The organism is Streptomyces sp. NPDC057616 (assembly GCF_042800575.1).
In the GTDB taxonomy this organism is placed as follows: domain Bacteria; phylum Actinomycetota; class Actinomycetes; order Streptomycetales; family Streptomycetaceae; genus Streptomyces.
Window position 1 is genome coordinate 148,200 of record NZ_JBHVGU010000019.1, and the last position, 21,502, is coordinate 169,701.

Here is a 21,502-nt window from a genome sequence, read left to right on the forward strand (position 1 = left end):
CGCCGGACGGGTCAGCCCATCGCCTTGCGCACCACGTCCCGGGTGCGGTCGATGACGGCCGCGACCGGGCCCACCGCGAGGTTCTTCACGGCGGTGTCGGTGCCCGGGTGCGGGCGGGTGGGTGCCAGGGCCTCGGCGGCCCGCACGGCCCGGGCCAGGGTCTGCAGCCTGCCGCGGTCGGCGACCTGGTGGAAGTGCGCGAACTCCTCGCGCTCCTCGTTGTCGGCGTGCGCGAGCACGTCCTGGCGCAGGGCGGCGAACAGCTCCAGGAACTCGGGCGAGTCGGTGTCCGTCCCGTCCAGCCGGTCCAGTGCCTGCTTGGCCTTCTCCTCCTCCTCGATACGGTCCTTGACGACCTGTTCACCGCCGTCGATGTTCCTGCGGGCGAAGGGGTGGACGACCTCCTCCTCGGCGGTCTCGTGCACCGCGAGCAGCCGGACGAGGTCGTGGAAGTGGCGCTTGCGGTCCTCCCCCTTGGTGTTCGCCACCTCGTCGAACAGTTCCCGGATCCGGGTGTGCTGCTCCTTGAGCAGCTCCACCACGTCGATGCGCTCGGTCATGGCGCTCTCCTGTAAGAGGTTCTGTGAGGGTTTCGCCGTGCTGGTGCGAGCGCGCGGGTACCCGGGCGCCGGGGGCCGACGCAGCGCTTTCCAGCCGTGACGGAGCGCGGTATACGTACGCCTGTGCGGGGTACCCGCGAAGCCATGGAAGGCTTGGAACATCTGGACAAGCACTTGGTCGACGAGCTGGCGCAGGTCGCGCGCGACGCCGTGCGCGAGGAACTGCGCGAACAGACTCGCAAACAGCGCCGTACGGCGATGCTGTACGCGGCGTCCGGAGCCGTCGCCCTGTACGCGGGCGCGGCGGTGGCGCTGACCGTGGGCCTCGCCCTGGCGATCGGGCTGCCCGACTGGGCCGCCGCGCTCATCACCGCGGCGATCCTGGGTGTGGCCGCCTACCTGCTGCGCAGCGCGGCCCGGCCGCACGCGTCCGCCCCCGCCGGCGACGCCGGACTCGCGGCGGGCGCGGGCCGGGGCGACCGCGTCACGGGCGGTACGGGAGCGCCGGTCCCGCCTGTTCCCCCGGTCGCGCCGTCGGTCGGCGCGGGTACACCGGGCGCCGGCGCGCCCGCACCCCACCTCGACGAGACCGGCCCCGAGCAGTCGAACCACCGGGCGTGACACCGGGTGGCCCTGCCGACCCGGGGACGCGAGGGCCAACGCGAGGGCCTCGCCCCGGCCGCTGACGACGTGCGGCGGTCCGGGGCGAGGCCCTGGCCGTCCCCGCCCGCTCAGGCCACCTGGTACTCCTCCACGTCGTCCGTCCGCAGGGTCAGCCCGTGTCCGAGGCCGGTCAGCGGGCGTACCGTGCCGCCCGTCGGGTCCAGTGCGCCGTCGAAGAACATGTCCTCGACGCGCACATGGTCGTGGAACCACTCCAGGTGGCGGAAGTTGGGGATCGAGGCGGCCACGGCGGCGTGCACGTGCGGGGCGCAGTGGGCGGAGATCTCCAGGCCGTGCGCCTGGGCCAGCGCGGCGGCGCGCAGGAACTCCGTCAGGCCGCCGCAGCGGGTCGCGTCAACCTGGAGGCAGTCGACGGCGCCCGCCGCGATCATGCGGGCGAAGTAGGGCAGGTCGTAGCCGTACTCGCCGGCGGCCACGTCGCACACCAGCGCGTCGCGGACCAGTCTCAGGCCCGTCAGGTCGTCCGAGGAGACCGGCTCCTCGAACCAGCCGACGCCGAGCTCGGCCAGGGCGCGGCCGACCCGGACCGCCTGCTTGCGGGTGTAGGCGCCGTTGGCGTCCACGTACAACTCCGCCTCAGGGCCGATGACTTGGCGGGCCGAGCGGACCCGGGCGAGGTCGCGGGCGACCTCGCGCCCCCAGCTCTCCCCGATCTTGATCTTGACGCGCGGGATGTGCTGCCCGTGCACCCAGCCGTTGAGCTGCGCGGCCAGATGCGTGTCGTGGTACGTCGTGAAGCCGCCGCTGCCGTAGACCGGGACCTCCTCGCGGCAGACGCCGAGCAGGCGGGCCAGCGGGAGCCCGAGCAGGCGGGCCTTGAGGTCCCACAGGGCGATGTCGACCGCCGAGACGGCGCAGCCTGCGACCCCGGGCCGGCCCGCGTTGCGCACTGCGTGGCACATGGCGTCGTGGGCGGCGGGGATGTCGAGGGCGCTGCGGCCCTCCAGCAGCGGCGCGAGCTGGTCGCCCACGAACTCACCGACCGCTGGGGGCCCGTACGTCCAGCCCGTGCCGGTCGTCTCGTCCGCCGACACCTCCACGATCACCATCGTCGTGGACGACCAGGCCCACGTGCCGTCCGCCTCCGGTGCGTCGGTCGGCACGGTGTAGACGGACACGACGGGGCGGTGCAGTTTCATCGGCGCTCCTCAGGACTGCTGGAGCTGCGGCAGCACCTTCGTACGGTAGAAGTCGAAGAAGCCGCGCTGGTCCGGTCCGATCTGGTTGACGTAGACCCGGTCGAAGCCGGCGTCGGCGAAGGCGCGCAGGGCCGAGACGTGCTCGTCGACGTCGTCGCCGCACACCGTGTTCTCGCGCACCATGTCCTCGGTGACCAGCGGCTTCAGCTGCTCGAAGTGCCGCGGCGAGGGCAGGATCTGGCTCATCTCGCCGGGCAGGAACTGGTTGAACCAGCGCTCGCGGACGGTGCGCAGGGCCTCCTCGCGGTCGGTGCCGTAGCAGACCTTCGTGCCGCCGCTGACGGGCTTGCCGCCCCCGCCCCCCTTGCGGAACTGCTCCACCATCGACTCCTCGGGCGTCATCGTGATGTAGCCGTCGCCCACGCGTGCCGCCAGCTTCGTGGCGGCCGGGCCGAAGCCGGAGATGTCGATCGGTACGGGCTCGTCGGGGACCGTGTAGAGGCGGGCGTTCTCCACCGTGTAGTGGGTGCCGTGATGCGTCACCTCCTCGCCGGTGAACAGCCGGCGCATGATCTGGATCGACTCCTCCAGCATCTCCATGCGGACGGTCGCGGGCGGCCAGACGTGTCCGAGGATGTGCTCGTTGAGCGCCTCGCCCGTGCCCACACCGAGCCGGAAGCGGCCGTTCGTCATCACGGCCGTGGTGGCCGCGGCCTGCGCCACCACCGCCGGGTGGATCCGTACGGTCGGGCAGGTGACCGCCGTCTGCACCGGCAGCGACACCGCCTCCGAGAGGGCGCCGAGCACGGACCACACGAAGGCGCTCTGGCCCTGTGCGTCGTTCCAGGGGTGGTAGTGGTCGGAGATCCACAGCGAGCGGAAGCCGGCCTGCTCGGCCATCCTCGCCTGCTCGACGAGGTCTGCGGGACCGAACTCCTCACAGGAGAGGAAATAGCCGTACTCGGGCATGGGGGGCACCTCCGGTGGATCCGGGTCCATTGGGACGCCGCCCGGGTACCCGGGGCCCGGGGAGGCAACCGGTACACCTTCGGGTGCCGTGACCAGTTTGGGCGCCCCGACCAGGGGGACGCGGAAGGTTCCGTACGACGTACGCGTCAGCGCCGGCGGCGAACCGTGGCTCGACCACATCAGCGGAGGGAGACTCATGAACACCGATGAACTCGTCGAGCTCGCACAGCAGTTGAGGGTGGACGGGGTGCGGGCGGCGCAGGCCGCGGGGTCCGGGCATCCGACGTCCTCGATGTCCGCCGCGGACCTGATGGCCGTGCTGCTCGCGCACCACTTCCGCTACGACTTCGACCGGCCCGCCCACCCCGGCAACGACCGCTTCGTCCTGTCCAAGGGGCACGCCTCGCCCCTTCTCTACGCCGCGTACAAGGCGGCCGGCGCCATCGACGACGAGGAGCTGCTCACCTTCCGCAAGCTGGGCAGCCGGCTCGAGGGGCATCCGACGCCGCGCCGGCTGCCGTGGGTCGAGACGGCGACCGGCTCGCTCGGCCAGGGGCTGCCCGTCGGCGTCGGCATCGCGCTGTCCGGCAAGCGGCTGGACCAGGCCGGGTACCGCGTGTGGGTGCTGTGCGGGGACAGCGAGATGGCCGAGGGCTCCGTCTGGGAGGCCGCCGAGCAGGCGGCGTACGAGCATCTCGACAACCTCACCGCGATCGTCGACGTCAACCGGCTCGGCCAGCGCGGCCCCACCCGGCACGGACACGACCTCGACGCCTACGCCCGCCGCTTCCAGGCCTTCGGCTGGCACACGATCGAGGTGGACGGGCACGACGTGGCCGCGATCGACCGGGCGTACGGCGAGGCGCTGTCCACCACCGGGCAGCCGACCGCGATCATCGCCCGCACCCTCAAGGGCAAGGGCGTCGAGGCCGTCCAGGACCGCGAGGGACTGCACGGCAAGCCGCTGCCGGACGCCGACGAGGCGATCGCCGAACTCGGCGGCCGGCGCGACCTCCGCGTCCGGGTGCAGGAGCCGCCCGCCGCCCGCATGCTGCACGCCGTCCGCGCCGGCCACGTCGAACTGCCCCGTTACGACAAGGGCGACGAGGTCGCGACCCGCAACGCCTACGGGGAGGCGCTGACCGCCCTCGGCGGCGGACGCGGCGACGTCGTCGTCCTCGACGGCGAGGTCGGCGACTCCACCCGGTCCGAGTTCTTCGCCAAGGAGTACCCCGAGCGGTACTTCGAGTGCTACATCGCCGAGCAGCAGATGGTCGCCTCGGCCGTGGGCCTCGCCTCGCGCGGCTGGGTGCCCTACGCCGGCACGTTCGCCGCCTTCCTCACCCGCGCCTACGACTTCGTGCGCATGGCCTCCGTCAGCGGCGCCGGCATCAACCTCGTCGGCAGCCACGCGGGCACCGCCATCGGCCAGGACGGGCCCTCGCAGATGGGCCTGGAGGACCTGGCGATGATGCGCGCCGTGCACGGCTCGACCGTGCTGTACCCGTGCGACGCCAACCAGACCGCACGGCTCGTCGCCGCCATGGCCGGCTGCGAGGGCATCCGGTACCTGCGCACCTCGCGCGGTGAGAGCGAGGTGATCTACGGACCCGACGAGGAGTTCCCGATCGGCGGCAGCAAGGTGCTGCGCTCCTCCTCCGACGACCGGCTGACCCTGGTCGCCGCGGGCGTCACCGTGCCCGAGGCGCTGGCGGCGGCCGACGCGCTGGAGCGCGACGGCATCCGGGCCCGCGTGATCGACCTCTACTCGGTCAAGCCCGTCGACCGGCGGACCCTGCGCACGGCCGCCGAGGACACCGGCTGCCTGATCACGGTGGAGGACCACCACGGGGAGGGCGGCATCGGCGACGCCGTCCTGGAGGCCTTCCTCGACGGCCGGCCCGTGCCGCGGCTGGTGCGCCTCGCCGTCCGCTCGATGCCGGGCTCGGCCTCTCCCGAGGAGCAGCTGCACGCGGCCGGCATCGACGCCGAGGCGATCGCCGCCGCCGGAAAGCTGCTGGTCGAGGAGGCGGTCGTGCGGTGAGTCGTGCGGTGAGCGACGGCGACGTACGCACCGTGCGGGCCGGGCGCCGCACGGTGCGCGTCCACCGGCCCGCCAAGGTGCTCTTCCCGGCGGACGGCGACGCGAAGGAGTACACCAAGGGCGACCTCGTGGACTACTACCGGTCCGCCGCGTCCCTGATGCTGCCGCACCTGCGCGGCCGCCCGCTGATGCTGGAGCGGCATCCGGACGGGCTCGACGGCCCGCGCTTCATGCAGAAGAACACCCCGGAGAGCTACCCGGAGTGGATCACCCGGGTCGAGGTCGCGAAGGAGGACGGCACCGTCCTGCACACCGTGTGCGACGACACCGCCACCCTCGTCCACCTCGCCGACCAGGCCGCCGTCACCCTGCACCGCTGGCTGTCGCGGACCGGCAGCCTCGACCGGCCCGACCGCATGGTCTTCGACCTCGACCCGGCCGGGGACGACTTCGAGGCGGTGCGTGAGGCCGCCTCCCTGCTCGGGGACCTGCTCGGCGAGCTCAAGCTGCCCTCGGGGCTGATGACCACCGGTTCGCGCGGACTGCACGTCGTCGTCCCGCTGACCGGGCACCACAACTTCGACGAGGTCCGCGCCTTCGCCCGGGACGTCGCCGACACCCTGGCCGCGGCGCATCCCGACCGGCTCACCACCGCCGCCCGCAAGAAGGAGCGCGGCGACCGGCTGTACCTGGACATCGCCCGCAACGCCTACGCCCAGACCGTGGTCGCGCCGCTCACCGTCCGCGCCCGCCCCGGCGCTCCCGTGGCCACCCCGATCGCCTGGTCCCAGCTGGACGACCCGGCCCTGCACGCCCGCCGCTGGACCGTCGCCGACGCCGTCGAACAGGCCCGTTCCGGCCCCTGGGACGGCGTCATGAGCCGCGGCCGTGCGCTCGGGCCGGCCCGCCGCAGGCTGGACGCACTGCACGCCGCCTGAATGTTTGGCCGCCGACATAACGGCCACCCGCTCTCAAGAGGTGGCCATGTCCCACACGAAAAACTCACAAGATCCAGAGAATTCACCTAAGTCGCGGAATTCGGACAAAGGAAACGGCGTGGCGGAGAAGCGGTCGAGCCCCATGGAGGTCCTGCGCGATGCGCGCACGCAGCTGACGGAGCTGACCGGCATGGCCGCCGAGACCGTGTCGTCCTTCGAGAAGACGGAGGACGGCTGGTCGCTGGAGGTCGAGGTACTCGAGCTGGCACGCGTGCCGGACACGATGAGCCTGATGGCGAGCTATCAGGTCGATCTCGACTCCGAAGGGCAGCTGACCGGTTACCGGCGCGTCCGCCGTTACGAACGCGGGCGTTCCGACGCGCGCAGGTCCGGCGGCCACTAGGCCGCCGGACCGTCATTCACAAAGAGAAGCCCACAGAGAAGGAGGAGCGGTCGGTATGACCGTTGTCCCGGCACAGCAGACCGGCGGTGGAGGCGGCTCCAGCGGCCTCTACGACGTTCTGGAACTCGTCCTCGACAGGGGTCTCGTCATCGACGCCTTCGTGCGCGTCTCCCTGGTCGGCATCGAGATCCTCAAGATAGATGTGCGTGTCGTCGTGGCCAGCGTCGACACCTATCTGCGCTTCGCGGAAGCGTGCAACCGCCTCGACCTCGAGTCCGGCAACAACAAGAGCCCGGGCCTGCCCGAAATCGTCGGCGAGGTCACGGAATCCGGTGCCCGCGGCAAGTCCAAGGGTGCGCTCTCCGGAGCCGCGGAGACCATCTCCGACGCGTTCAAGGAGGCCCGCGGCGAGGGGCGCGAGAAGGAGACCGGGTCCCGGCCGCGCGCCCGTAAGAGCACGTCCTCGCGCAGCAGGAGGGAGGAGCAGGAATGAGTACGTACGTCTACGGCATCACCGAGAGTTCTCACCCCGCGCTTCCCGAGGCCATGGGAGGTGTCGGCGACCCGCCGCGGCCGGTGCGCATCCTGAAGGAGGGCGATCTCGCGGCCGTCGTGAGCGACGCCCCCGAGGGGCTGCGGCCCAAGCGCAAGGACCTGCTCGCCCACCAGAACGTGCTCGCCGAGACGGGTGCGGCAGCCGTCGTACTGCCCATGCGGTTCGGCAGCGTCGCGCAGGACGACGAGTCGGTCACGGGCGTGCTCGCCGACCGCGCCGACCACTACAAGGAGCGGCTCAGGGCGCTGGACGGCAAGGTCGAGTACAACGTCAAGGCCACGCACCAGGAAGAGGCCGTCCTGCACCGCGTGATGGCGGAGAACCCCGAGGTCCGCTCCATGACCGAGGCCAACCGTAGGTCGGGCGGCGGGAGTTACGACGACCGGCTGCGGCTCGGCGAGATGGTCGTGGCCGCCGTGAAGGCGCGCGAGGTCGAGGACGCGGCCGAGCTCCGGGACACGCTGGAACCGCTCGCCGCCGATGTGAGTGTCGGCCCCGAATCCAGTGGATGGCTGGCCAACCTCTCCTTCCTCGTGGACCGCGCGACGGCCGAGCGGTTCCTGGGAGCGGTGGAGGAACTGCGCAAGCGTCATCCGCACATCGAACTGCGTGTCAACGGACCGCTTCCCCCCTACAGCTTCGTGGAGCCCGACTCGGCGGAGCAGGCGGAGGGCGTGGCCGGTTTGGGCGCCGCTCAGGAGTGAGCACCTGTGGGATTGATCAAGGAAGTGGTCCTGTTGCCCTTCGCGCCGGTACGCGGCAGCGGCTGGGTGATCGGACAGGTACTGCGTGAGGCGGAACGGATCTACTACGACCCCGCCACGGTGAGGGCCGAACTCGCCCGTCTCGAGGAGCAGTTGGAGGCCGGCGAGATCGACGAGGAGGAGTTCGACCGACGTGAGGACGAACTCCTGGACCGGCTGGAGATCGGCCTGCGCTCAGGCGGGGCCACAGGGGACGGGACGGCACGATGAACCGAGTGGGACTCGGCCTCGCGGTAGGGGCCGGATACGTCCTCGGACGTACGAAAAAGATGAAGCTGGCGTTCGCGCTGGGCACGCTCGTGGCCGGCAAGCGGATGCACCTCAGCCCGCGGATGCTCGCGGACCTGGCTTCCCAGCAGCTGCAGAACAACCCGCAGTTCAAGGAGATCGGGGACCAGCTGCGCGAGGATCTGCGCGGCGTGGGCAAGGCGGCCTCCGGCGCGATGGTGGAGCGGCAGATGAGCGCGCTCGCCGACCGCCTCCACGGGCGTACCGCCGAAGTCCGTGACGAGCTCTCGGGCGTCGCGGGACAGGCGACCGGCCTCCTCTCCGAGGACGAGGACGAGGAGCCGGAGGAGGGCGAGGAGGAGCCCCGGGAGGAGTACGACGAGGAGGAACCCGAGGACGAGGCGCCTGAGGACGAGGCGCCGGAGGACGAGGCGCCGGAGGACGAGGAGCCGGAGGACGAGGAGCCGGAGGCCGAGGACGAGCCGCCGGCGAAGCGGACCGCCAAGAAGACGGCGAAGAAGGCTCCGGCCAAGAAGGCCGCCAAGCGGGCTCCCGCGAAGAAGGCGCCCGCGAAGAAGGCTCCGGCCAAGAAGACCGCGGGCAAGCAGGCGACGGGGAAGAAGTCCGCCGCCAAGAAGACGACGCCACGCAAGACGGCCGCCGCCAGGGGCGGCGCCCGCTCGGCTCGGGCCCGTCTGCCGAAGGGAGGCGGTGAGCGATGACCGAAGCAGTGGGATCGGCATCCAAGGCAGCGGGCGGCGCCAAGGACGCGGCAGGACCGCTGAGCGGTCTGGCGGGCAGTGAGGCCGCCGACCGGCTCAAGGCCGAGGTGCAGGAGTACCTCGCCGCACAGGCGACCAGGCTGCTCACCGGTGTTGGGCGCAAACTCGGCGCGACCACCGGCAAGTTGAACGACATAGCCGAAGGCAACAGCCCCGGTTTCGCCAAGCTCGCACTCGACGGCGGCCGCAAGCTGGCCGAGGGCAAGGGCCCGCTGCGCTCGGCGCTGGAACTCGGCGCGTCGAGCGCCAAGGACAAGGTGATCGGCGCCTTCAAGAGCCTCGGAGGCAAGGGCGGCAAGCGCAAGGGCGGCGCGGGCAAGAAGCCCACCGTCATCATCGAGTCCATCGACGTGGGCGTCGATCTGCGCACGGCCTACGACCAGTGGACCAAGTACCAGGACTTCAGCACCTTCGCCAAGGGCGTCAAGAGCGCGAACCGCGCCGACGACACCCAGTCCGACTGGCAGATGAAGATCTTCTGGTCCAACCGGAGCTGGAAGGCGAAGACCACCGAGCAGATCCCCGACGACCGGATCCTCTGGACGTCGGAGGGCGCCAAGGGCACGACGAAGGGCGTCGTCTCCTTCCACCGGCTCGACGACAACCTCACCCGCGTCCTGCTGGTCATCGAGTACTACCCCAAGGGCCTGTTCGAGAAGACCGGCAACATCTGGCGCGCCCAGGGCCGGCGGGCCCGGCTCGACCTCAAGAACTACGTCCGCTTCATCACCCTCAAGGGAGAGGCGGAGGACGGCTGGCGCGGTGAGATCCGCGACGGCGAGGTCGTCAAGAGTCACGAGGACGCGGTCGCCGAAGAGGAGGAGGAGAACTCCCAGGAGGAGTCCGCGGAGTCGGCGGACGAGGGCGACGAGGAAACCGAGTACGACGAGGACCAGGAGCCTCGCGGCGAGGAGGAAGAGGACGAGGAGCCCGAGGAGGAGTACGACGAGGACGAGGAGCCCCTGGACGAGGAAGAGGAGGAGCCCGAGGAGGAGCCGGAGGGCGAGTACGAGGAAGAGGACGAGGACGAGTATGAGTACGCCGGAGGCGGGAGCCGTCGATGAGTACGCCCAGCAGGCTGCCTGATCCCTATGGCCACGGCGGTGGCGCCAACCTCGCCGACATCCTCGAGCGCGTTCTCGACAAGGGTGTGGTGATCGCCGGTGACATCCGGATCAACCTGCTCGACATCGAACTCCTCACGGTCAAACTGCGGCTGATCGTCGCCTCCGTCGACAAGGCCAAGGAGATGGGCATCGACTGGTGGGAGACCGACCCGGCGCTGTCCTCCGGTGCCCGCCGCAACGAACTCGCCCGTGAGAACGCCGAGTTGCGGGAGCGGCTGGCCCGGCTGGAGCCCGAGCTGGAGCCCGAGCAGCTGGAATCCGGCCGCAGTTCCGGCCGTGGTTCCGGCCGCGCCCGCGCCGGGGAGGAGGGCTCATGACCGGACTGCGCTACGTCTACGCAGTCTGCCGCCCCTTCGACGCGGCCCTGCAGGCCCAGCTGACGGGAGTGGCGGGCGACCCGCCCAGAATGCTGAACCACCACGGCCTCGTCGCCGTCGTCAGCCACGTGCCGGAGCGGGACTTCGCCGAAGCCCCGCTCCGGCAGCGTCTCGAGGATCTGGACTGGCTCACCGAGACCGCCCGCGCCCACCAGGGAGTGATCGACGCGCTCACCGCCGTCACCACCCCGCTGCCCCTGCGGCTGGGCACGGTCTTCCGGGACGACAGCGGCGTACGGGTCATGATGGAGGCGCGCGAGGACATGTTCCGGCGCACCCTCGACCGGCTGGAGGGGCGGGTCGAATGGGGCGTCAAGGTGTACGCCGAGAACGAGGCGCCGGAGCCGTCCCAACCGGCCGAGCGGCCGGCCGCGAAACCCTCGTCCGGCCGTGACTATCTGCGCCGGCGGCGGATGCAGGCGCGGGCCCACGAGAGCGTCTGGGAACAGGCCGAGGAATTCGCGAGCAGGCTGCACGCGGCGCTCTCGGGATACGCCGAGGGCTCGCGGCTGCACGCCCCGCAGAATTCCGCGCTGTCCGGCGCCTCGGGGCAGAACGTGCTCAACGCCGCCTATCTCGTGCCGCGTCATCGCTCCGAGGAGTTCGTCGAAGCGGTGGACCGTACGAAGGACGACGTACCGGGAATGCGCGTCGAACTCACCGGACCGTGGGCGGCGTATTCCTTCGTCGAGGACGTCGAGAACGTCCATGACGTGGGGGAGGAGCGGCCGTGACCGTAGTCGAACGCCGTGAGATCGCCCTCGTGGACCTGCTCGACCGGCTGCTGGCCGGCGGGGTGGTGGTCACGGGGGACATCACGCTGCGCATCGCGGACGTGGACCTCGTCCGCATCGACCTGAACGCGCTGATCAGCTCGGTCAACGAGCAAGTGCCATCACCCTGGGAGAGCTGACGTGACCGCCCGCAGCAACCGGATGGATCTGGACCCCGACACCGTCGAGCGCGACCTGGTCAAACTCGTGCTGACCGTCGTCGAGCTGCTGCGGCAGCTCATGGAGCGCCAGGCGCTGCGCCGCTTCGACACGGGCGACCTCACGGAGGACCAGGAGGAGCGCATCGGTCTCACGCTGATGCTCCTGGAGGACCGGATGGCCGAACTGCGCGACCGGTACGGTCTGCGGCCCGAGGACCTGAACCTGGACCTCGGGCCGCTCGGCCCGCTGCTTCCCCGGCAGTGATCCCGCCGCCTCAGGCGTCCTTGCGGCACAGGATCTCCCCGTGCAGCACGCTGAACCAGCCGTCCTCCCGGGCGCCCCACTCCCGCCAGGCGTCGGACACGGCCCGCAGCTGCTCCGGGGTGGCGTGACCGCCCTCGATGGCCCGGTCGGCGTACGCCGACGCCACCGTCCGGTCCGCCCACAGCCCGCTCCACCATGACCGCTCCTCGGGCGTGGCGAAGGTCCAGGTGCTGGACGTCGCCGTGATGTCCGTCAGCCCGGCCTGCAGCGCCCAGGACTTCAGCCGCCGGCCGGCGTCCGGCTCGCCGCCGTTGGCACGGGCCACCCGCCGGTACAGGTCCAGCCAGTCGTCCATCCCCGGGGACGCCGGGTACCAGGTCATGGCCGCGTAGTCGGAGTCGCGCACCGCGATGAACCCGGTCGGCTTCGTCACCCGCCTCATCTCGCGCAGCGCCTGCACCGGGTCGCCGACGTGCTGGAGCACCTGGTGCGCGTGCACCACGCAGAACGTGTCGTCGGGGAAGTCCAGGGCGTGCACGTCCGCGACCGCGAAGTCGGTGTTCGTCAGGCCGCGTTCGGCGGCCGTCGCGCGCGCCTGGTCCAGGATGCCCGGCGCGTGGTCGACGCCGGTGACGTGCCCGTCCGGGACCAGCGCAGCCAGGTCGGCGGTGATGGTGCCCGGGCCGCAGCCGATGTCCAGGATCCTCATGTGCGGCTTGAGGGAGCCGAGCAGATAGGCCGCGGAGTTGGCGGCGGTCCGCCAGGTGTGGGAGCGCAGCACCGACTCGTGGTGCCCGTGCGTGTAGACGGCGGTCTCCTGCGGCTTCGACATGGCTGAACTCCCTCGTTCGACATCGTGTCGGTGAGCGTCACGCTACGCCCGCATGTCGAATGATGAGACCTGCGTTTTGCCATGTGGACTGACGGAGCGTCAGGAATCGCCGGTCCGGTCATCGGCTCCGGGCCGGTACACGACGAGTGCCTCCGGGAGCTTCTCCAGCGTCACCTCGCCCTCCACCTCGGTGACTTCGCCGTCGTGGGCGAGCAGGGTGCCGGGCGCGACGCCCGTCAGCCGCAGCCGGCCCACCTGGACCGCCGCGTGGGCGGGGGAGCGGGTCAGCGGGCCCGCCAGCGCGGCGGCGAGCAGCCGCAGAGCGGGCCGACGGCCGCCGTGCACCAGCCGTACGTCGAGCTGCCCGTCCGCGAGGTCCAGCCGGCGGCCGGGCGCCAGGCCCATCCGGTGGTAGGTGCCGTTGCCGGCGAACAGCAGCCACAGCGGGCGGGCCCGGCCGTGGAACTCGGCCTCCAGCGGATGCCGGTCGGCGCGCAGCACCCGCAGCGCCGCCAGCACCCCGGCCGGCCAGCCGCCGATCCGGCGCGACCAGCGGTCCCGCTCGGACACCAGCTCCGGATAGACGCCCAGGCTGCAGGTGTTGAGGAAGACGCCCTGCGCGGCGCCGCTGCGGAAGCGGCTGACGTCCACGCGCACGGCCTCGCCCCGCTGGACGGCCCGGCTCATGTCGCGGACGTCCTGGACGCCGAGGTCGTAGGCGAAGTGGTTCAGCGTGCCGCCGGGCAGCACCGCGAGGGGCAGGCCGTGCCGCAGGGCGACGTCGGCGGCCGTGTTCACGGTGCCGTCGCCGCCGCACACGCCGAGCACGGTCGCGCGCGCCGCCGCCCGCTCCAGCTCGGCCCGCACCTCGGCCGGCTCGCACTCCACGATCTCGGCGCCGGGCATGCCGTCCCGCAGGGCACGGACCCGCTCGGAGGTGCCCGAGGCGGTGTTCACCACCATGACCAGCCCCGCGCCGTCGGGCAGCGCCGGGACCTCGGCGCGCGGCCGGGCCGGGGTGACCAGCTGGGCGCGGGTGGGCACCAGGCCCCGCAGGGCGAAGGCGGCGCCCACGCCCAGGGCCGCGCCGGCCAGTACGTCGCTCGGGAAGTGCACCCCGGTGTAGACGCGGGAGAGCGCGACGGACCAGGCGACCGGGGCGACCACCGCACCCCAGGCCGGCGACTCCAGCGCGACGCCGGCCGCGAACGCGGCCGCCGACGCGGCGTGACCGGACGGGAACGACGTGGTGATCGGCTGCCGCTTCAGCTGCCGCCCCAGCGGTACGGGATCAAGGACCGGCCGGGGCCGGCGCACCGAGCGCTTGCCCAGCGTGTTGATGGCCAGCGAGGCAAGGCTCAGGGAGGCGAGGCCGCGGGCGGCGGCGCGGCGGGCCCGCGGGGTGCGGGTGGCCGCCACCGCGGCCGCGGTGGCGAACCACAGCACGCCGTGGTTGGCGCTCCGGCTCAGCCGGGGCAGCACGGGCCGGGCGGCCGGCCAGTGGCGCTCCGCCGCGAACTCGAAGACGCGGCTGTCGAGCGCGAGCAGCCGCTTGCGCAGGGGGTGGAGACCGGGCTTCGGCAGGGTGAGGTCGACGTCTGGGCTCATGTGGTGCCGGTTACCCTGAAGTGCCCGTTTCTTGTCCCGCGGGCGGTGAACGACACCCCGGAGGGTCCCTGCATGCGTCTGTTGCTCATACGCCACGGCCAGACCCCCTCGAACGTCGACTTCCTGCTCGACACCGCCGTGCCCGGCGCGGGCCTGACCGCACTCGGCGAGCAGCAGGCCGCCGCCCTTCCCGAGGCCCTCCGCGACGAGGACATCCAGGCCCTGTACGCCTCCACGCTGGTGCGGACCCAGCTGACCGCGGCCCCGCTGGCGGCCGCGCGCGGCCTGGAGGTCCGGGTGCGCGACGGCATCCGCGAGCTCGCCGCGGGCGACCTGGAGATGCTGCCCGGCGACACGGAGCAGGGCCGCCTCTACATGAAGACCGTGTTCGCCTGGGCGGAGGGGGACACCGCGCTGCGGATGCCCGGCGGGGAGAGCGGCGAGGAGGCGCTCGGGCGCTACGACGCGGTGGTCGCGGAGGCCGCCCGCAGCGGCGCCGGGACCGTCGCCATGGTCAGCCACGGCGCGGCGATCCGCATGTGGACGGCGGCCCGCGCCGACAACGTCGACGTCCCCTTCGCCGCCGCCCGCCCCCTCGACAACACCGGCGTGGTGATCCTGGAGGGCTCGCCCGCCGACGGCTGGAAGGCCCTGTCCTGGGCCGGCGCCCTGGTCGCCCCCGCGGGCGAGGGCGGACCCGCGGGCCGGCCCCTATAACCGTTTGCCCGCCGTTCGCGGCGGCCCGCAGAATGCGACCTCATGGGACATCTGGAAGCGGCACACCTGGAGTACTACCTGCCCGACGGGAGGGCGCTGCTCGGCGATGTCTCGTTCCGGGTCGGCGAAGGGGCCGCCATGGCCCTGGTCGGCCCCAACGGCGCGGGCAAGACGACGCTGCTGCGGCTGATCTCCGGCGAGCTGAAACCGCACGGCGGCAGCGTCACCGTCAGCGGCGGCCTGGGCGTGATGCGCCAGTTCGTGGGGTCCGTACGGGACGAGACGACCGTACGGGACCTGCTGGTGTCGGTCGCGCCGCCCCGGATCCGCGAGGCCGCGCGGGCCGTGGACCGGGCCGAGCACGCCATCATGACCGTCGACGACGAGGCGGCCCAGCTCGGCTACGCGCAGGCGCTCGCCGACTGGGCCGAGGTGCGCGGCTACGAGGCGGAGACGCTGTGGGACATGTGCACCACGGCCGCGCTCGGGGTGCCGTACGAGAAGGCGCAGTGGCGGCAGGTGCGCACGCTCTCCGGCGGTGAGCAGAAGCGGCTGGTCCTCGAGGCCCTGTTCCGCGGCACCGACGAGGTGCTGCTCCTCGACGAGCCGGACAACTACCTCGACGTGCCCGGCAAACGGTGGCTGGAGGAGCGGCTGAAGGAGACCCGCAAGACGGTCCTCTTCGTCTCCCACGACCGTGAACTCCTCGCCCGCGCGGCCGAGAAGATCGTCTCCGTGGAGCCCTCGCCCGCGGGCGCCGACGCCTGGGTGCACGGCGGCGGCTTCGCCACCTACCACGAGGCGCGGCGTGAACGCTTCGCGCGCTTCGAGGAGCTGCGCAGGCGCTGGGACGAGAAGCACGCCCAGCTGAAGAAGCTGGTGCTGAGCCTCCGTCAGGCGGCCAGCATCAGCCATGAGCTGGCCTCCCGCTACCAGGCGGCGCAGACCCGGCTGCGCAAGTTCGAGGAGGCGGGCCCGCCGCCGGAGCCGCCGCGCGAGCAGGACATCACCATGCGCATCAAGGGCGGCCGCACCGGCGTAAGGGCCGTCACCTGCAAGGGACTTGAGCTCACCGGCCTGATGAAGCCCTTCGACCTGGAGATCTTCTACGGCGAACGGGTCGCGGTCCTCGGCTCCAACGGCTCCGGCAAGTCGCACTTCCTGCGCCTGCTGGCCGGCGACGACGTGGCGCACACGGGGGAGTGGAAGCTCGGGGCGCGGGTCGTGCCGGGGCACTTCGCGCAGACCCACGCCCACCCCGAGCTGCAGGGCCGCAAGCTCGTGGACATCCTCTGGCAGGAGCACGCGCAGGACCGGGGCGCGGCGATGTCGCGGCTGCGGCGCTACGAGCTGACCGGGCAGGCGGAGCAGACCTTCGACCGCCTCTCCGGCGGCCAGCAGGCCCGCTTCCAGATCCTGCTGCTCGAGCTCCAGGGCGTCACGTCGCTGCTGCTGGACGAGCCGACGGACAACCTCGACCTGGAGTCCGCGGAGGCGCTCCAGGAGGGGCTGGAGGCCTTCGACGGCACGGTGCTCGCGGTCACGCACGACCGGTGGTTCGCGCGCTCCTTCGACCGCTATCTGGTCTTCGGCAGCGACGGCCGCGTCCGCGAGAGCGCGGAGGCCGTGTGGGACGAGCGGCGGGTGGAGCGGGCGCGGTAGGCCGCCGGCCGGCGTGGCGCGGGTCGCGGAGGCCGGGGCGCACACGCGGAGGCCCGGGGGCCGGGATGTTCGTAGAGTGGATGCTGAAGGTGTAATCCATGGCTTCCACATGGACGGACACGACGAGCGGGGTACCACCATGACCGGAGTCGACCCCAGCCGGCTGGACGACCAGCAGCTCATGAAGGAGCTGGAGACGATCCACCGCACACGCCACGACACGCTGCTGTACGGCTCGACCGACGCGCTGCGGGCGCACAACGACCGCATGGCCCAGCTGGAGGGTGAGTTCCTGCGCCGCAACCCGCGGCGCATGGTGGCCGCGGGCCGGACCCGGGAAGGGGCCCGGGAACGCCGCTGCGGGGAGTCGGCGACTCCCCGCAGCTGAGACGTCCGGTCAGCCGCCCGTCTCCGCGAACACCTGCAGGAACGCGCCGCAGAACGCCTTGAGGTCGTCCGGCTTGCGGCTGGTGATCAGCTTGGCGGTGCCGTGGTCGCAGATCTTCACCTGCTCGTCGACCCAGGTGCCGCCCGCGTTGCGGATGTCCGTCCGCAGGCTCGGCCAGGACGTGAGCACCCGGCCGCGCACCACGTCCGCCTCCACCAGCGTCCACGGGGCGTGGCAGATCGCGGCCACCGGGCGGCCCCGCTCGAAGAAGTCCTTCACGAACGACACGGCCTTGCCGTCCATCCGCAGGAAGTCCGGGTTGGCCACGCCACCCGGCAGGACCAGTCCGCCGAAGGACCCGGCCGAGGCCTCGCCCACGACCTCGTCCACGGGGAAGGTGTCCGCCTTGTCGAGGTGGTTGAAGGCCTGGATCTCACCGGATTCCGTCGACACGAGCACGGGCTCGTGCCCGGCATCCTTCACGGCCTGCCACGGCTCGGTGAGCTCGACCTGCTCGACACCCTCGGGTGCGGTCAGAAATGCGATACGCAACGTCTTCACCATCCTTTTCTCACACGCCACTTGCCCTCGCCGCGGACGCGTCGGGCTCCGCGCGGCCGATGTCGGCCAGGGCGGAGTCCGCGGACTCGGTCCGGGTCAGGTCGGCGAGGGTCACCATGCCGACGGGGAGGCCGTCCTCGACGACCGGGAGCCGGCGGACCGCGTGGGCGCGCATGAGTGCCGCGGCCGCCGCGACCGGGTCGTCCGGTGCCACCAGCACCGGTTCCTGGCTGCAGATCGACCGCGCGCTCACGGTCTGCGGGTCGTAGCCCTCCGCGACCGCCCGTACCGTGATGTCACGGTCGGTGAGGACACCGACCGCATGCTGCCCGTCGGCCACCACCACGTCGCCGATGCCGTGCGTGCGCATCAGCCGCGCCGCCTCGACGAGTGAGGCGTCCGGGCGGACGGCGACCACGCCCGGGGTCATGACCTCCCTGACGAAGTCGGCCGTCACCGCCCGCTCCTCCCGGGACGGGTCAGGGCCTTGGTCAGTTCCTGCACGTTCGCGTAGCGGTCCTTGCCGGGCAGCCCCTCGAGTGCCTGCACGAGCACGTCGGGCGCGTTCTTGCGGCGCAGCACACCCGTCAGGTCGCGGGCGCTCGCGGGGAACGAGCTGCGCCCCAGCAGCCTGGCCAGCTCCAGCCGGACCGTCTCGAACGAGGCGCCGGTGCTGCCCGGCGCCACCGGTCCTCCCGCCACCTCCAGATCGTCGTCGGCGGTCGGCTCCGGGTCGTGCCACTCGTCGGTCCGCGTGGGGTGCCCGGAACGCAGCAGTCCCTGCAGTTCGTGCTTCATCTCCTCGTCGCGGTGCACGCTCAGCCGGTCGTTGCCTCGCTGCATGACTCACTCCAGATCTTCGGGTCCGCACCGCGTACCCGGACACCGGACGCCGACACGAAGTTCTGCGGACCCGATCGGTTCTCCCGGCCGGCCTCCAGTCCTCGGGCTTCTCCACCCGCACCCCGGCCGGCCCTGGCGAGCGGGCGAACGCCGTGTGCTCCACACGCCATTCGCCGCTGAAGGATGTGGTCGGAGACCTTGATGCCCCTGCGGGGAATCTCCCAGGCCTCGGACCTGACATGACAGGTCGAGTCACCGGACCCGCCCGCGGAAAACATGCGCGGGTGTTTGCCTCCGCGGCCGCTGGGCAGGCGGAGGTGAGTGCTTCGGACAGGAGGCACGTCCGTGGGTGCGGCACCGCGCCGCCCCGGTCGCGCCTGTCCGTATCTGCGCGCCCGCCCTCCCACGGTGTCCAAGCCAAAGCACCACCAAGGGAGTTGCGACGCATTATGCCCACCACAGTGAGCGCGAAGCACCACCCGCACGACGACGCCCCCGACACCGCCGAGGCATTCCGCCGGCTCGCGGGGCTCCCTCCGGGCCCGCAGCGCGACGCCCTGCGCGAACAGGTCGTGAAGGCCTGGCTGCCGATGGCGGAACGGCTCGCGGGCCGCTTCCGCAGCCGCGGCGAGAGCTACGAGGACCTGCGGCAGGTCGCCTCCCTCGGCCTGGTCAAGGCCGTCGACCGGTACGACCCCGAGCGCGGCAAGGCGTTCGAGAGCTACGCCGTGCCCACCATCACCGGTGAGATCAAGCGGCACTTCCGCGACCACATGTGGACGGTGCACGTGCCGCGCCGGGTCCAGGACCTGCGCAACCGCGTCCGGTTCGCGACCCAGGACCTCTCCCAGACCGTCTCGGGCCGCAGGCCCACCGTCGCGGAGATCGCCGAGTACGCCGACATGACGGAGGAGGACGTCCGGGTCGGCCAGGAGGCGCTGGACAGCTTCTCCGCGCTCTCGCTCGACGCCGAACTGCCCGGCAGCGAGGACGGCTACTCCCTGTGCGACGCCCTCGGCTCGCACGATCCCGCGCTGGACACCGTGGTGGACCGCGAGTCGGTCAAGCCGCGCCTGGCCGCGCTGTCCGAACGGGAGCGGGCCATCCTGTACATGCGCTTCTTCGGCGACATGACGCAGAGCCGGATCGCCGAGCAGCTCGGCATCTCGCAGATGCACGTCTCACGGCTGATCAGCCGCTGCTGCGACCGTATGCGGGACCAGATCATGCGCGAGGCGGCCTAGCACGCCTCCGGCCCGGCGCCTCGCCGCCGGCACACGGCACACCCCGGACGCCCGGGCGGGTTCGTTCACCCGCCCGGGCGTCCTTGTCGCGCGAATGGGGCCCGGCCGCGCGCGCCTCGCGGCGGGGCGGGCTGTGATGGGCTATGGGGCACGACCACCGTGCTCCTGAGAACCCGTCGGTCGAAGGAGCTCCACCCATGCGTTCCACCGCCCGTGTCCTCTCCGTGGCGGCCCTGGCCAGTGCCACGCTCGGTTTCGCCGCCTCGGCCGCCCTCGCGGACCCGGGGGCGGAGGTCAGTCCGAGCACCGTCTCCCCGGGCGGCAGCGTGACCGTCTCGGTCTCCTGCGAAGCCACCGACGGCCAGGCACCCGCCACGATCGACGCCACCTCCGACGCCTTCGACGAGGGCACCGTCCAGCTGCAGCGGGTCCCCGGCGGCGACAGCACGGCAGCGGGCCCCGCCTACCGCGGCACCGCCCGCATCTCCTCCGCCGACGACTTCGCGGCGGACGACGGCCCCGACGGCGCGGCGGCCCAGGACGACGCCCAGACCGTCGACGGCAGCTGCCCGGCGGCGCCCGGCGCAAAGGGCAAGCCCTGGCGCGCCACGTTCCACGCGAGCCACGGCGGCGGGGCGAGCGGCGGCGGGGCGGTGCCCGGCGGCGACGGCAGCACGGTACCGGGCGACGACGGCAGCACGGTGCTGGGCGACGACGGCAGCCTGGTCCCCGGTGATGAAGACAGCCTCGTCCCCGGCGGCGGAGGCGGCGCCGGCGTCGTGCCCGGAGGCGGCGGTGGCCCTGTCGTCCCCGGTGGTGACGGCGCGGACCGGCCCTGCAAGGAGCCCAGTGCCGGGCCCTGCGCCGACGCACCCGTCCAGCACGGCGTGGAGGCCGGCGAGGGCGGTACTTTCACCGACTCCGTGCCGGCTCTGGTGGGCGGCGGCATCCTGATTGCGGGAGCGCTGGGCGCGGCCGTGTACCGGCTGTGCCACCGGGGCTCCGTCCTGCGCGGCTGACCCCGCGTGTGACGGGCGCAACGCCGGCGCACGCCCATGGCCCGGCGGCACCCTGGGTACCCGGGGCCCGAGGCCCACGACTGCGCGGAGGTACGCATGCGGCGGACGGACCCGGAAGGCCACGGCCCCGTCCGCTACGGGCCCCAGCTGCCCGAGGACGGGCTGCCCGTGCCGCCCGGACTCGCGGCCGCGCTGACCGCGGCCGCGACCCGCACCGACGGCGAGCCCATCGGCGGCGGACCCGAACTGATCGGGGCCGCCTGCGGCTACTGGGAGCGGCGCGGCCTGGCCGCCGAGCCCGCTCTGGTGGCCGCGGCCCCCGGCGCGCCCGCCCTGCTGGTCGCGCTGACCGCCGCCATCGGCGGCGACGTCCTGGTGCCCCGGCCCTGCGCGGCCTGGTGGGCGCCGTACGCACGTCTGTTGGGAAGACCGGCCTTCCATGTCGCGACGCCGGCCGAGAGCGGCGGTGTCCCGGACCCGTACGCGCTCCTGGAGACCGTGCGCCGGGTGCGGGCCGAGGGCGGTGATCCGCGGCTGCTCGTGCTGTCGGTCGCCGACGACCCCACCGCCACCGTCGCCCCGCCGGACGCGCTGCACGAGTGTGTCGAGGCCGCCGCCGGCGAGGGCCTGCACCTGGTCAGCGACGAGACCTGGCGCGACACCGTGCACGCCCCGCACGACACCGTGCTGGTCAGTCCCGCCGAGATGCTGCACGACCGGGTCACCGTCGTCTCCGACCTGGCGGGGGCGCTGCTGCCGCCGGGCTGGGCGGCCGCGGTCGCCCGGTTTCCGGCGGAAGCGGTCTTCCGCGACCCCCCCGCCCGCGTGTTTTACATTCTTGCCACACTCTGTGCCCAA

Annotated in this window: 26 protein-coding genes and 1 pseudogene; 19 read left to right on the forward strand and 8 right to left on the reverse strand. The window is 72.4% G+C overall.

What is annotated here, in order from left to right:
* Positions 1 to 11: 11 nt before the first annotated feature.
* Positions 12 to 560: a hemerythrin domain-containing protein gene (locus tag ACFU97_RS24465; RefSeq protein ID WP_384260107.1), complete on the reverse strand. Its 549-nt coding sequence runs from the start codon at positions 558 to 560 to the stop codon at positions 12 to 14.
* A 144-nt stretch (positions 561 to 704) separates the two neighbouring features.
* On the opposite strand from ACFU97_RS24465, the gene ACFU97_RS24470 reads away from it, so the two are divergent.
* Positions 705 to 1,181 carry a phage holin family protein gene (locus ACFU97_RS24470; RefSeq protein ID WP_384260109.1) on the forward strand — a complete coding sequence of 159 codons (477 nt, stop codon included), beginning with the start codon at positions 705 to 707 and terminating at the stop codon, positions 1,179 to 1,181.
* A 110-nt stretch (positions 1,182 to 1,291) separates the two neighbouring features.
* Here the strand turns inward: ACFU97_RS24470 and ACFU97_RS24475 are convergent, their stop codons facing one another.
* Positions 1,292 to 2,383, reverse strand: a complete 1,092-nt coding sequence (locus tag ACFU97_RS24475; protein WP_384260112.1) for an enolase C-terminal domain-like protein — start codon at positions 2,381 to 2,383, stop codon at positions 1,292 to 1,294.
* A gap of 9 nt (positions 2,384 to 2,392) precedes the next feature.
* A complete protein-coding gene (locus ACFU97_RS24480; RefSeq protein ID WP_384260114.1) occupies positions 2,393 to 3,352 on the reverse strand; it encodes a TIGR03557 family F420-dependent LLM class oxidoreductase in 960 nt (319 codons plus the stop codon).
* A 196-nt stretch (positions 3,353 to 3,548) separates the two neighbouring features.
* On the opposite strand from ACFU97_RS24480, the gene ACFU97_RS24485 reads away from it, so the two are divergent.
* The 12 genes from ACFU97_RS24485 to ACFU97_RS24540 are packed head-to-tail and all read left to right on the forward strand — an operon-like array spanning position 3,549 to position 11,770.
* Positions 3,549 to 5,396, forward strand: coding sequence for a transketolase (locus ACFU97_RS24485; RefSeq protein ID WP_384260117.1), 1,848 nt, complete (start codon positions 3,549 to 3,551; stop codon positions 5,394 to 5,396).
* An 8-nt stretch (positions 5,397 to 5,404) separates the two neighbouring features.
* Positions 5,405 to 6,334 carry a non-homologous end-joining DNA ligase gene (ligD, locus tag ACFU97_RS24490; RefSeq protein ID WP_384260228.1) on the forward strand — a complete coding sequence of 310 codons (930 nt, stop codon included), beginning with the start codon at positions 5,405 to 5,407 and terminating at the stop codon, positions 6,332 to 6,334.
* Between the two features lie 46 nt (positions 6,335 to 6,380).
* Positions 6,381 to 6,737 carry a gas vesicle protein gene (locus ACFU97_RS24495; protein ID WP_384260119.1) on the forward strand — a complete coding sequence of 119 codons (357 nt, stop codon included), beginning with the start codon at positions 6,381 to 6,383 and terminating at the stop codon, positions 6,735 to 6,737.
* A gap of 55 nt (positions 6,738 to 6,792) precedes the next feature.
* Positions 6,793 to 7,230, forward strand: coding sequence for a gas vesicle structural protein GvpA (locus ACFU97_RS24500; RefSeq protein ID WP_384260121.1), 438 nt, complete (start codon positions 6,793 to 6,795; stop codon positions 7,228 to 7,230).
* Complete coding sequence (locus tag ACFU97_RS24505) at positions 7,227 to 7,997, forward strand: GvpL/GvpF family gas vesicle protein (RefSeq protein ID WP_384260123.1); 771 nt, start codon at positions 7,227 to 7,229, stop codon at positions 7,995 to 7,997. The genes ACFU97_RS24500 and ACFU97_RS24505 overlap by 4 nt, the downstream gene beginning before the upstream one ends.
* 6 nt (positions 7,998 to 8,003) lie before the next feature.
* Positions 8,004 to 8,267 (forward strand): gas vesicle protein GvpG, encoded by a 264-nt coding sequence (locus tag ACFU97_RS24510; protein WP_384260125.1) that lies wholly within the window; start codon positions 8,004 to 8,006, stop codon positions 8,265 to 8,267.
* Complete coding sequence (locus ACFU97_RS24515; RefSeq protein WP_384260127.1) at positions 8,264 to 9,007, forward strand: DNA primase; 744 nt, start codon at positions 8,264 to 8,266, stop codon at positions 9,005 to 9,007. Before ACFU97_RS24510 ends, ACFU97_RS24515 begins: the two co-directional genes overlap by 4 nt.
* Complete coding sequence (locus tag ACFU97_RS24520) at positions 9,004 to 10,131, forward strand: SRPBCC family protein (RefSeq protein ID WP_384260129.1); 1,128 nt, start codon at positions 9,004 to 9,006, stop codon at positions 10,129 to 10,131. The genes ACFU97_RS24515 and ACFU97_RS24520 overlap by 4 nt, the downstream gene beginning before the upstream one ends.
* Entirely contained in the window at positions 10,128 to 10,511 is a 384-nt protein-coding gene (locus tag ACFU97_RS24525; RefSeq protein ID WP_384260132.1) for a gas vesicle protein, read from the forward strand. Before ACFU97_RS24520 ends, ACFU97_RS24525 begins: the two co-directional genes overlap by 4 nt.
* Complete coding sequence (locus ACFU97_RS24530; protein WP_384260134.1) at positions 10,508 to 11,305, forward strand: GvpL/GvpF family gas vesicle protein; 798 nt, start codon at positions 10,508 to 10,510, stop codon at positions 11,303 to 11,305. The genes ACFU97_RS24525 and ACFU97_RS24530 overlap by 4 nt, the downstream gene beginning before the upstream one ends.
* Positions 11,302 to 11,484 (forward strand): gas vesicle protein, encoded by a 183-nt coding sequence (locus ACFU97_RS24535; RefSeq protein WP_384260136.1) that lies wholly within the window; start codon positions 11,302 to 11,304, stop codon positions 11,482 to 11,484. The genes ACFU97_RS24530 and ACFU97_RS24535 overlap by 4 nt, the downstream gene beginning before the upstream one ends.
* Position 11,485: 1 nt before the next feature.
* Positions 11,486 to 11,770, forward strand: coding sequence for a gas vesicle protein K (locus tag ACFU97_RS24540; protein ID WP_384260138.1), 285 nt, complete (start codon positions 11,486 to 11,488; stop codon positions 11,768 to 11,770).
* A gap of 10 nt (positions 11,771 to 11,780) precedes the next feature.
* Here ACFU97_RS24540 and ACFU97_RS24545 read toward each other — a convergent pair whose 3' ends face one another.
* Together ACFU97_RS24545 and ACFU97_RS24550 are read right to left on the reverse strand one after the other, a co-directional pair.
* Positions 11,781 to 12,602 (reverse strand): class I SAM-dependent methyltransferase, encoded by an 822-nt coding sequence (locus ACFU97_RS24545; protein WP_384260140.1) that lies wholly within the window; start codon positions 12,600 to 12,602, stop codon positions 11,781 to 11,783.
* 99 nt (positions 12,603 to 12,701) lie between these two features.
* Positions 12,702 to 14,210 carry a bifunctional phosphatase PAP2/diacylglycerol kinase family protein gene (locus ACFU97_RS24550; RefSeq protein ID WP_384260143.1) on the reverse strand — a complete coding sequence of 503 codons (1,509 nt, stop codon included), beginning with the start codon at positions 14,208 to 14,210 and terminating at the stop codon, positions 12,702 to 12,704.
* A gap of 72 nt (positions 14,211 to 14,282) precedes the next feature.
* On the opposite strand from ACFU97_RS24550, the gene ACFU97_RS24555 reads away from it, so the two are divergent.
* The 3 genes from ACFU97_RS24555 (at position 14,283) to ACFU97_RS24565 (ending at position 16,977) form a co-directional block, all read left to right on the forward strand.
* Positions 14,283 to 14,927, forward strand: a complete 645-nt coding sequence (locus ACFU97_RS24555) for a histidine phosphatase family protein (protein WP_384260145.1) — start codon at positions 14,283 to 14,285, stop codon at positions 14,925 to 14,927.
* A gap of 42 nt (positions 14,928 to 14,969) precedes the next feature.
* Entirely contained in the window at positions 14,970 to 16,589 is a 1,620-nt protein-coding gene (locus ACFU97_RS24560) for an ABC-F family ATP-binding cassette domain-containing protein (RefSeq protein ID WP_384260147.1), read from the forward strand.
* A 109-nt stretch (positions 16,590 to 16,698) separates the two neighbouring features.
* Positions 16,699 to 16,977: a DUF6158 family protein gene (locus tag ACFU97_RS24565; protein WP_384260150.1), complete on the forward strand. Its 279-nt coding sequence runs from the start codon at positions 16,699 to 16,701 to the stop codon at positions 16,975 to 16,977.
* A 9-nt stretch (positions 16,978 to 16,986) separates the two neighbouring features.
* Here the strand turns inward: ACFU97_RS24565 and ACFU97_RS24570 are convergent, their stop codons facing one another.
* From ACFU97_RS24570 to ACFU97_RS24580, 3 genes are read right to left on the reverse strand one after another with little or no spacing between them, the layout of a single operon-like run.
* Entirely contained in the window at positions 16,987 to 17,529 is a 543-nt protein-coding gene (locus ACFU97_RS24570; RefSeq protein ID WP_384260152.1) for a type 1 glutamine amidotransferase domain-containing protein, read from the reverse strand.
* 19 nt (positions 17,530 to 17,548) lie between these two features.
* Positions 17,549 to 17,995 (reverse strand): CBS domain-containing protein, encoded by a 447-nt coding sequence (locus tag ACFU97_RS24575; protein ID WP_384260154.1) that lies wholly within the window; start codon positions 17,993 to 17,995, stop codon positions 17,549 to 17,551.
* On the reverse strand, positions 17,992 to 18,381 hold the full coding sequence (locus tag ACFU97_RS24580; protein ID WP_384260157.1) for a DUF2795 domain-containing protein: 390 nt from the start codon (positions 18,379 to 18,381) through the stop codon (positions 17,992 to 17,994). Before ACFU97_RS24580 ends, ACFU97_RS24575 begins: the two co-directional genes overlap by 4 nt.
* Before the next feature lie 449 nt (positions 18,382 to 18,830).
* On the opposite strand from ACFU97_RS24580, the gene ACFU97_RS24585 reads away from it, so the two are divergent.
* From ACFU97_RS24585 to ACFU97_RS24595, 3 genes and pseudogenes are all read left to right on the forward strand, one after another.
* Entirely contained in the window at positions 18,831 to 19,625 is a 795-nt protein-coding gene (locus ACFU97_RS24585) for an RNA polymerase sigma factor SigF (protein ID WP_384260160.1), read from the forward strand.
* Positions 19,626 to 19,822: 197 nt separating this feature from the next.
* Positions 19,823 to 20,644 carry a hypothetical protein gene (locus ACFU97_RS24590; protein ID WP_384260163.1) on the forward strand — a complete coding sequence of 274 codons (822 nt, stop codon included), beginning with the start codon at positions 19,823 to 19,825 and terminating at the stop codon, positions 20,642 to 20,644.
* Between the two features lie 96 nt (positions 20,645 to 20,740).
* A pseudogene (locus ACFU97_RS24595) lies at positions 20,741 to 21,502 on the forward strand (aminotransferase class I/II-fold pyridoxal phosphate-dependent enzyme); the annotation flags it as partial.

What these genes read in the sequence shown, in the direction of transcription:
- ACFU97_RS24465 (WP_384260107.1), bottom strand. Translation starts at nt 560, where the DNA reads ATGACCGAGCGCATCGACGTGGTGGAGCTGCTCAAGGAGCAGCACACC.
- ACFU97_RS24470 (WP_384260109.1), top strand. Translation starts at nt 705, where the DNA reads ATGGAAGGCTTGGAACATCTGGACAAGCACTTGGTCGACGAGCTGGCG.
- ACFU97_RS24475 (WP_384260112.1), bottom strand. Translation starts at nt 2,383, where the DNA reads ATGAAACTGCACCGCCCCGTCGTGTCCGTCTACACCGTGCCGACCGAC.
- ACFU97_RS24480 (WP_384260114.1), bottom strand. Translation starts at nt 3,352, where the DNA reads ATGCCCGAGTACGGCTATTTCCTCTCCTGTGAGGAGTTCGGTCCCGCA.
- ACFU97_RS24485 (WP_384260117.1), top strand. Translation starts at nt 3,549, where the DNA reads ATGAACACCGATGAACTCGTCGAGCTCGCACAGCAGTTGAGGGTGGAC.
- ACFU97_RS24495 (WP_384260119.1), top strand. Translation starts at nt 6,381, where the DNA reads ATGTCCCACACGAAAAACTCACAAGATCCAGAGAATTCACCTAAGTCG.
- ACFU97_RS24500 (WP_384260121.1), top strand. Translation starts at nt 6,793, where the DNA reads ATGACCGTTGTCCCGGCACAGCAGACCGGCGGTGGAGGCGGCTCCAGC.
- ACFU97_RS24505 (WP_384260123.1), top strand. Translation starts at nt 7,227, where the DNA reads ATGAGTACGTACGTCTACGGCATCACCGAGAGTTCTCACCCCGCGCTT.
- ACFU97_RS24515 (WP_384260127.1), top strand. Translation starts at nt 8,264, where the DNA reads ATGAACCGAGTGGGACTCGGCCTCGCGGTAGGGGCCGGATACGTCCTC.
- ACFU97_RS24520 (WP_384260129.1), top strand. Translation starts at nt 9,004, where the DNA reads ATGACCGAAGCAGTGGGATCGGCATCCAAGGCAGCGGGCGGCGCCAAG.
- ACFU97_RS24525 (WP_384260132.1), top strand. Translation starts at nt 10,128, where the DNA reads ATGAGTACGCCCAGCAGGCTGCCTGATCCCTATGGCCACGGCGGTGGC.
- ACFU97_RS24530 (WP_384260134.1), top strand. Translation starts at nt 10,508, where the DNA reads ATGACCGGACTGCGCTACGTCTACGCAGTCTGCCGCCCCTTCGACGCG.
- ACFU97_RS24545 (WP_384260140.1), bottom strand. Translation starts at nt 12,602, where the DNA reads ATGTCGAAGCCGCAGGAGACCGCCGTCTACACGCACGGGCACCACGAG.
- ACFU97_RS24550 (WP_384260143.1), bottom strand. Translation starts at nt 14,210, where the DNA reads ATGAGCCCAGACGTCGACCTCACCCTGCCGAAGCCCGGTCTCCACCCC.
- ACFU97_RS24555 (WP_384260145.1), top strand. Translation starts at nt 14,283, where the DNA reads ATGCGTCTGTTGCTCATACGCCACGGCCAGACCCCCTCGAACGTCGAC.
- ACFU97_RS24560 (WP_384260147.1), top strand. Translation starts at nt 14,970, where the DNA reads ATGGGACATCTGGAAGCGGCACACCTGGAGTACTACCTGCCCGACGGG.
- ACFU97_RS24565 (WP_384260150.1), top strand. Translation starts at nt 16,699, where the DNA reads ATGGACGGACACGACGAGCGGGGTACCACCATGACCGGAGTCGACCCC.
- ACFU97_RS24580 (WP_384260157.1), bottom strand. Translation starts at nt 18,381, where the DNA reads ATGCAGCGAGGCAACGACCGGCTGAGCGTGCACCGCGACGAGGAGATG.
- ACFU97_RS24585 (WP_384260160.1), top strand. Translation starts at nt 18,831, where the DNA reads ATGCCCACCACAGTGAGCGCGAAGCACCACCCGCACGACGACGCCCCC.
- ACFU97_RS24590 (WP_384260163.1), top strand. Translation starts at nt 19,823, where the DNA reads ATGCGTTCCACCGCCCGTGTCCTCTCCGTGGCGGCCCTGGCCAGTGCC.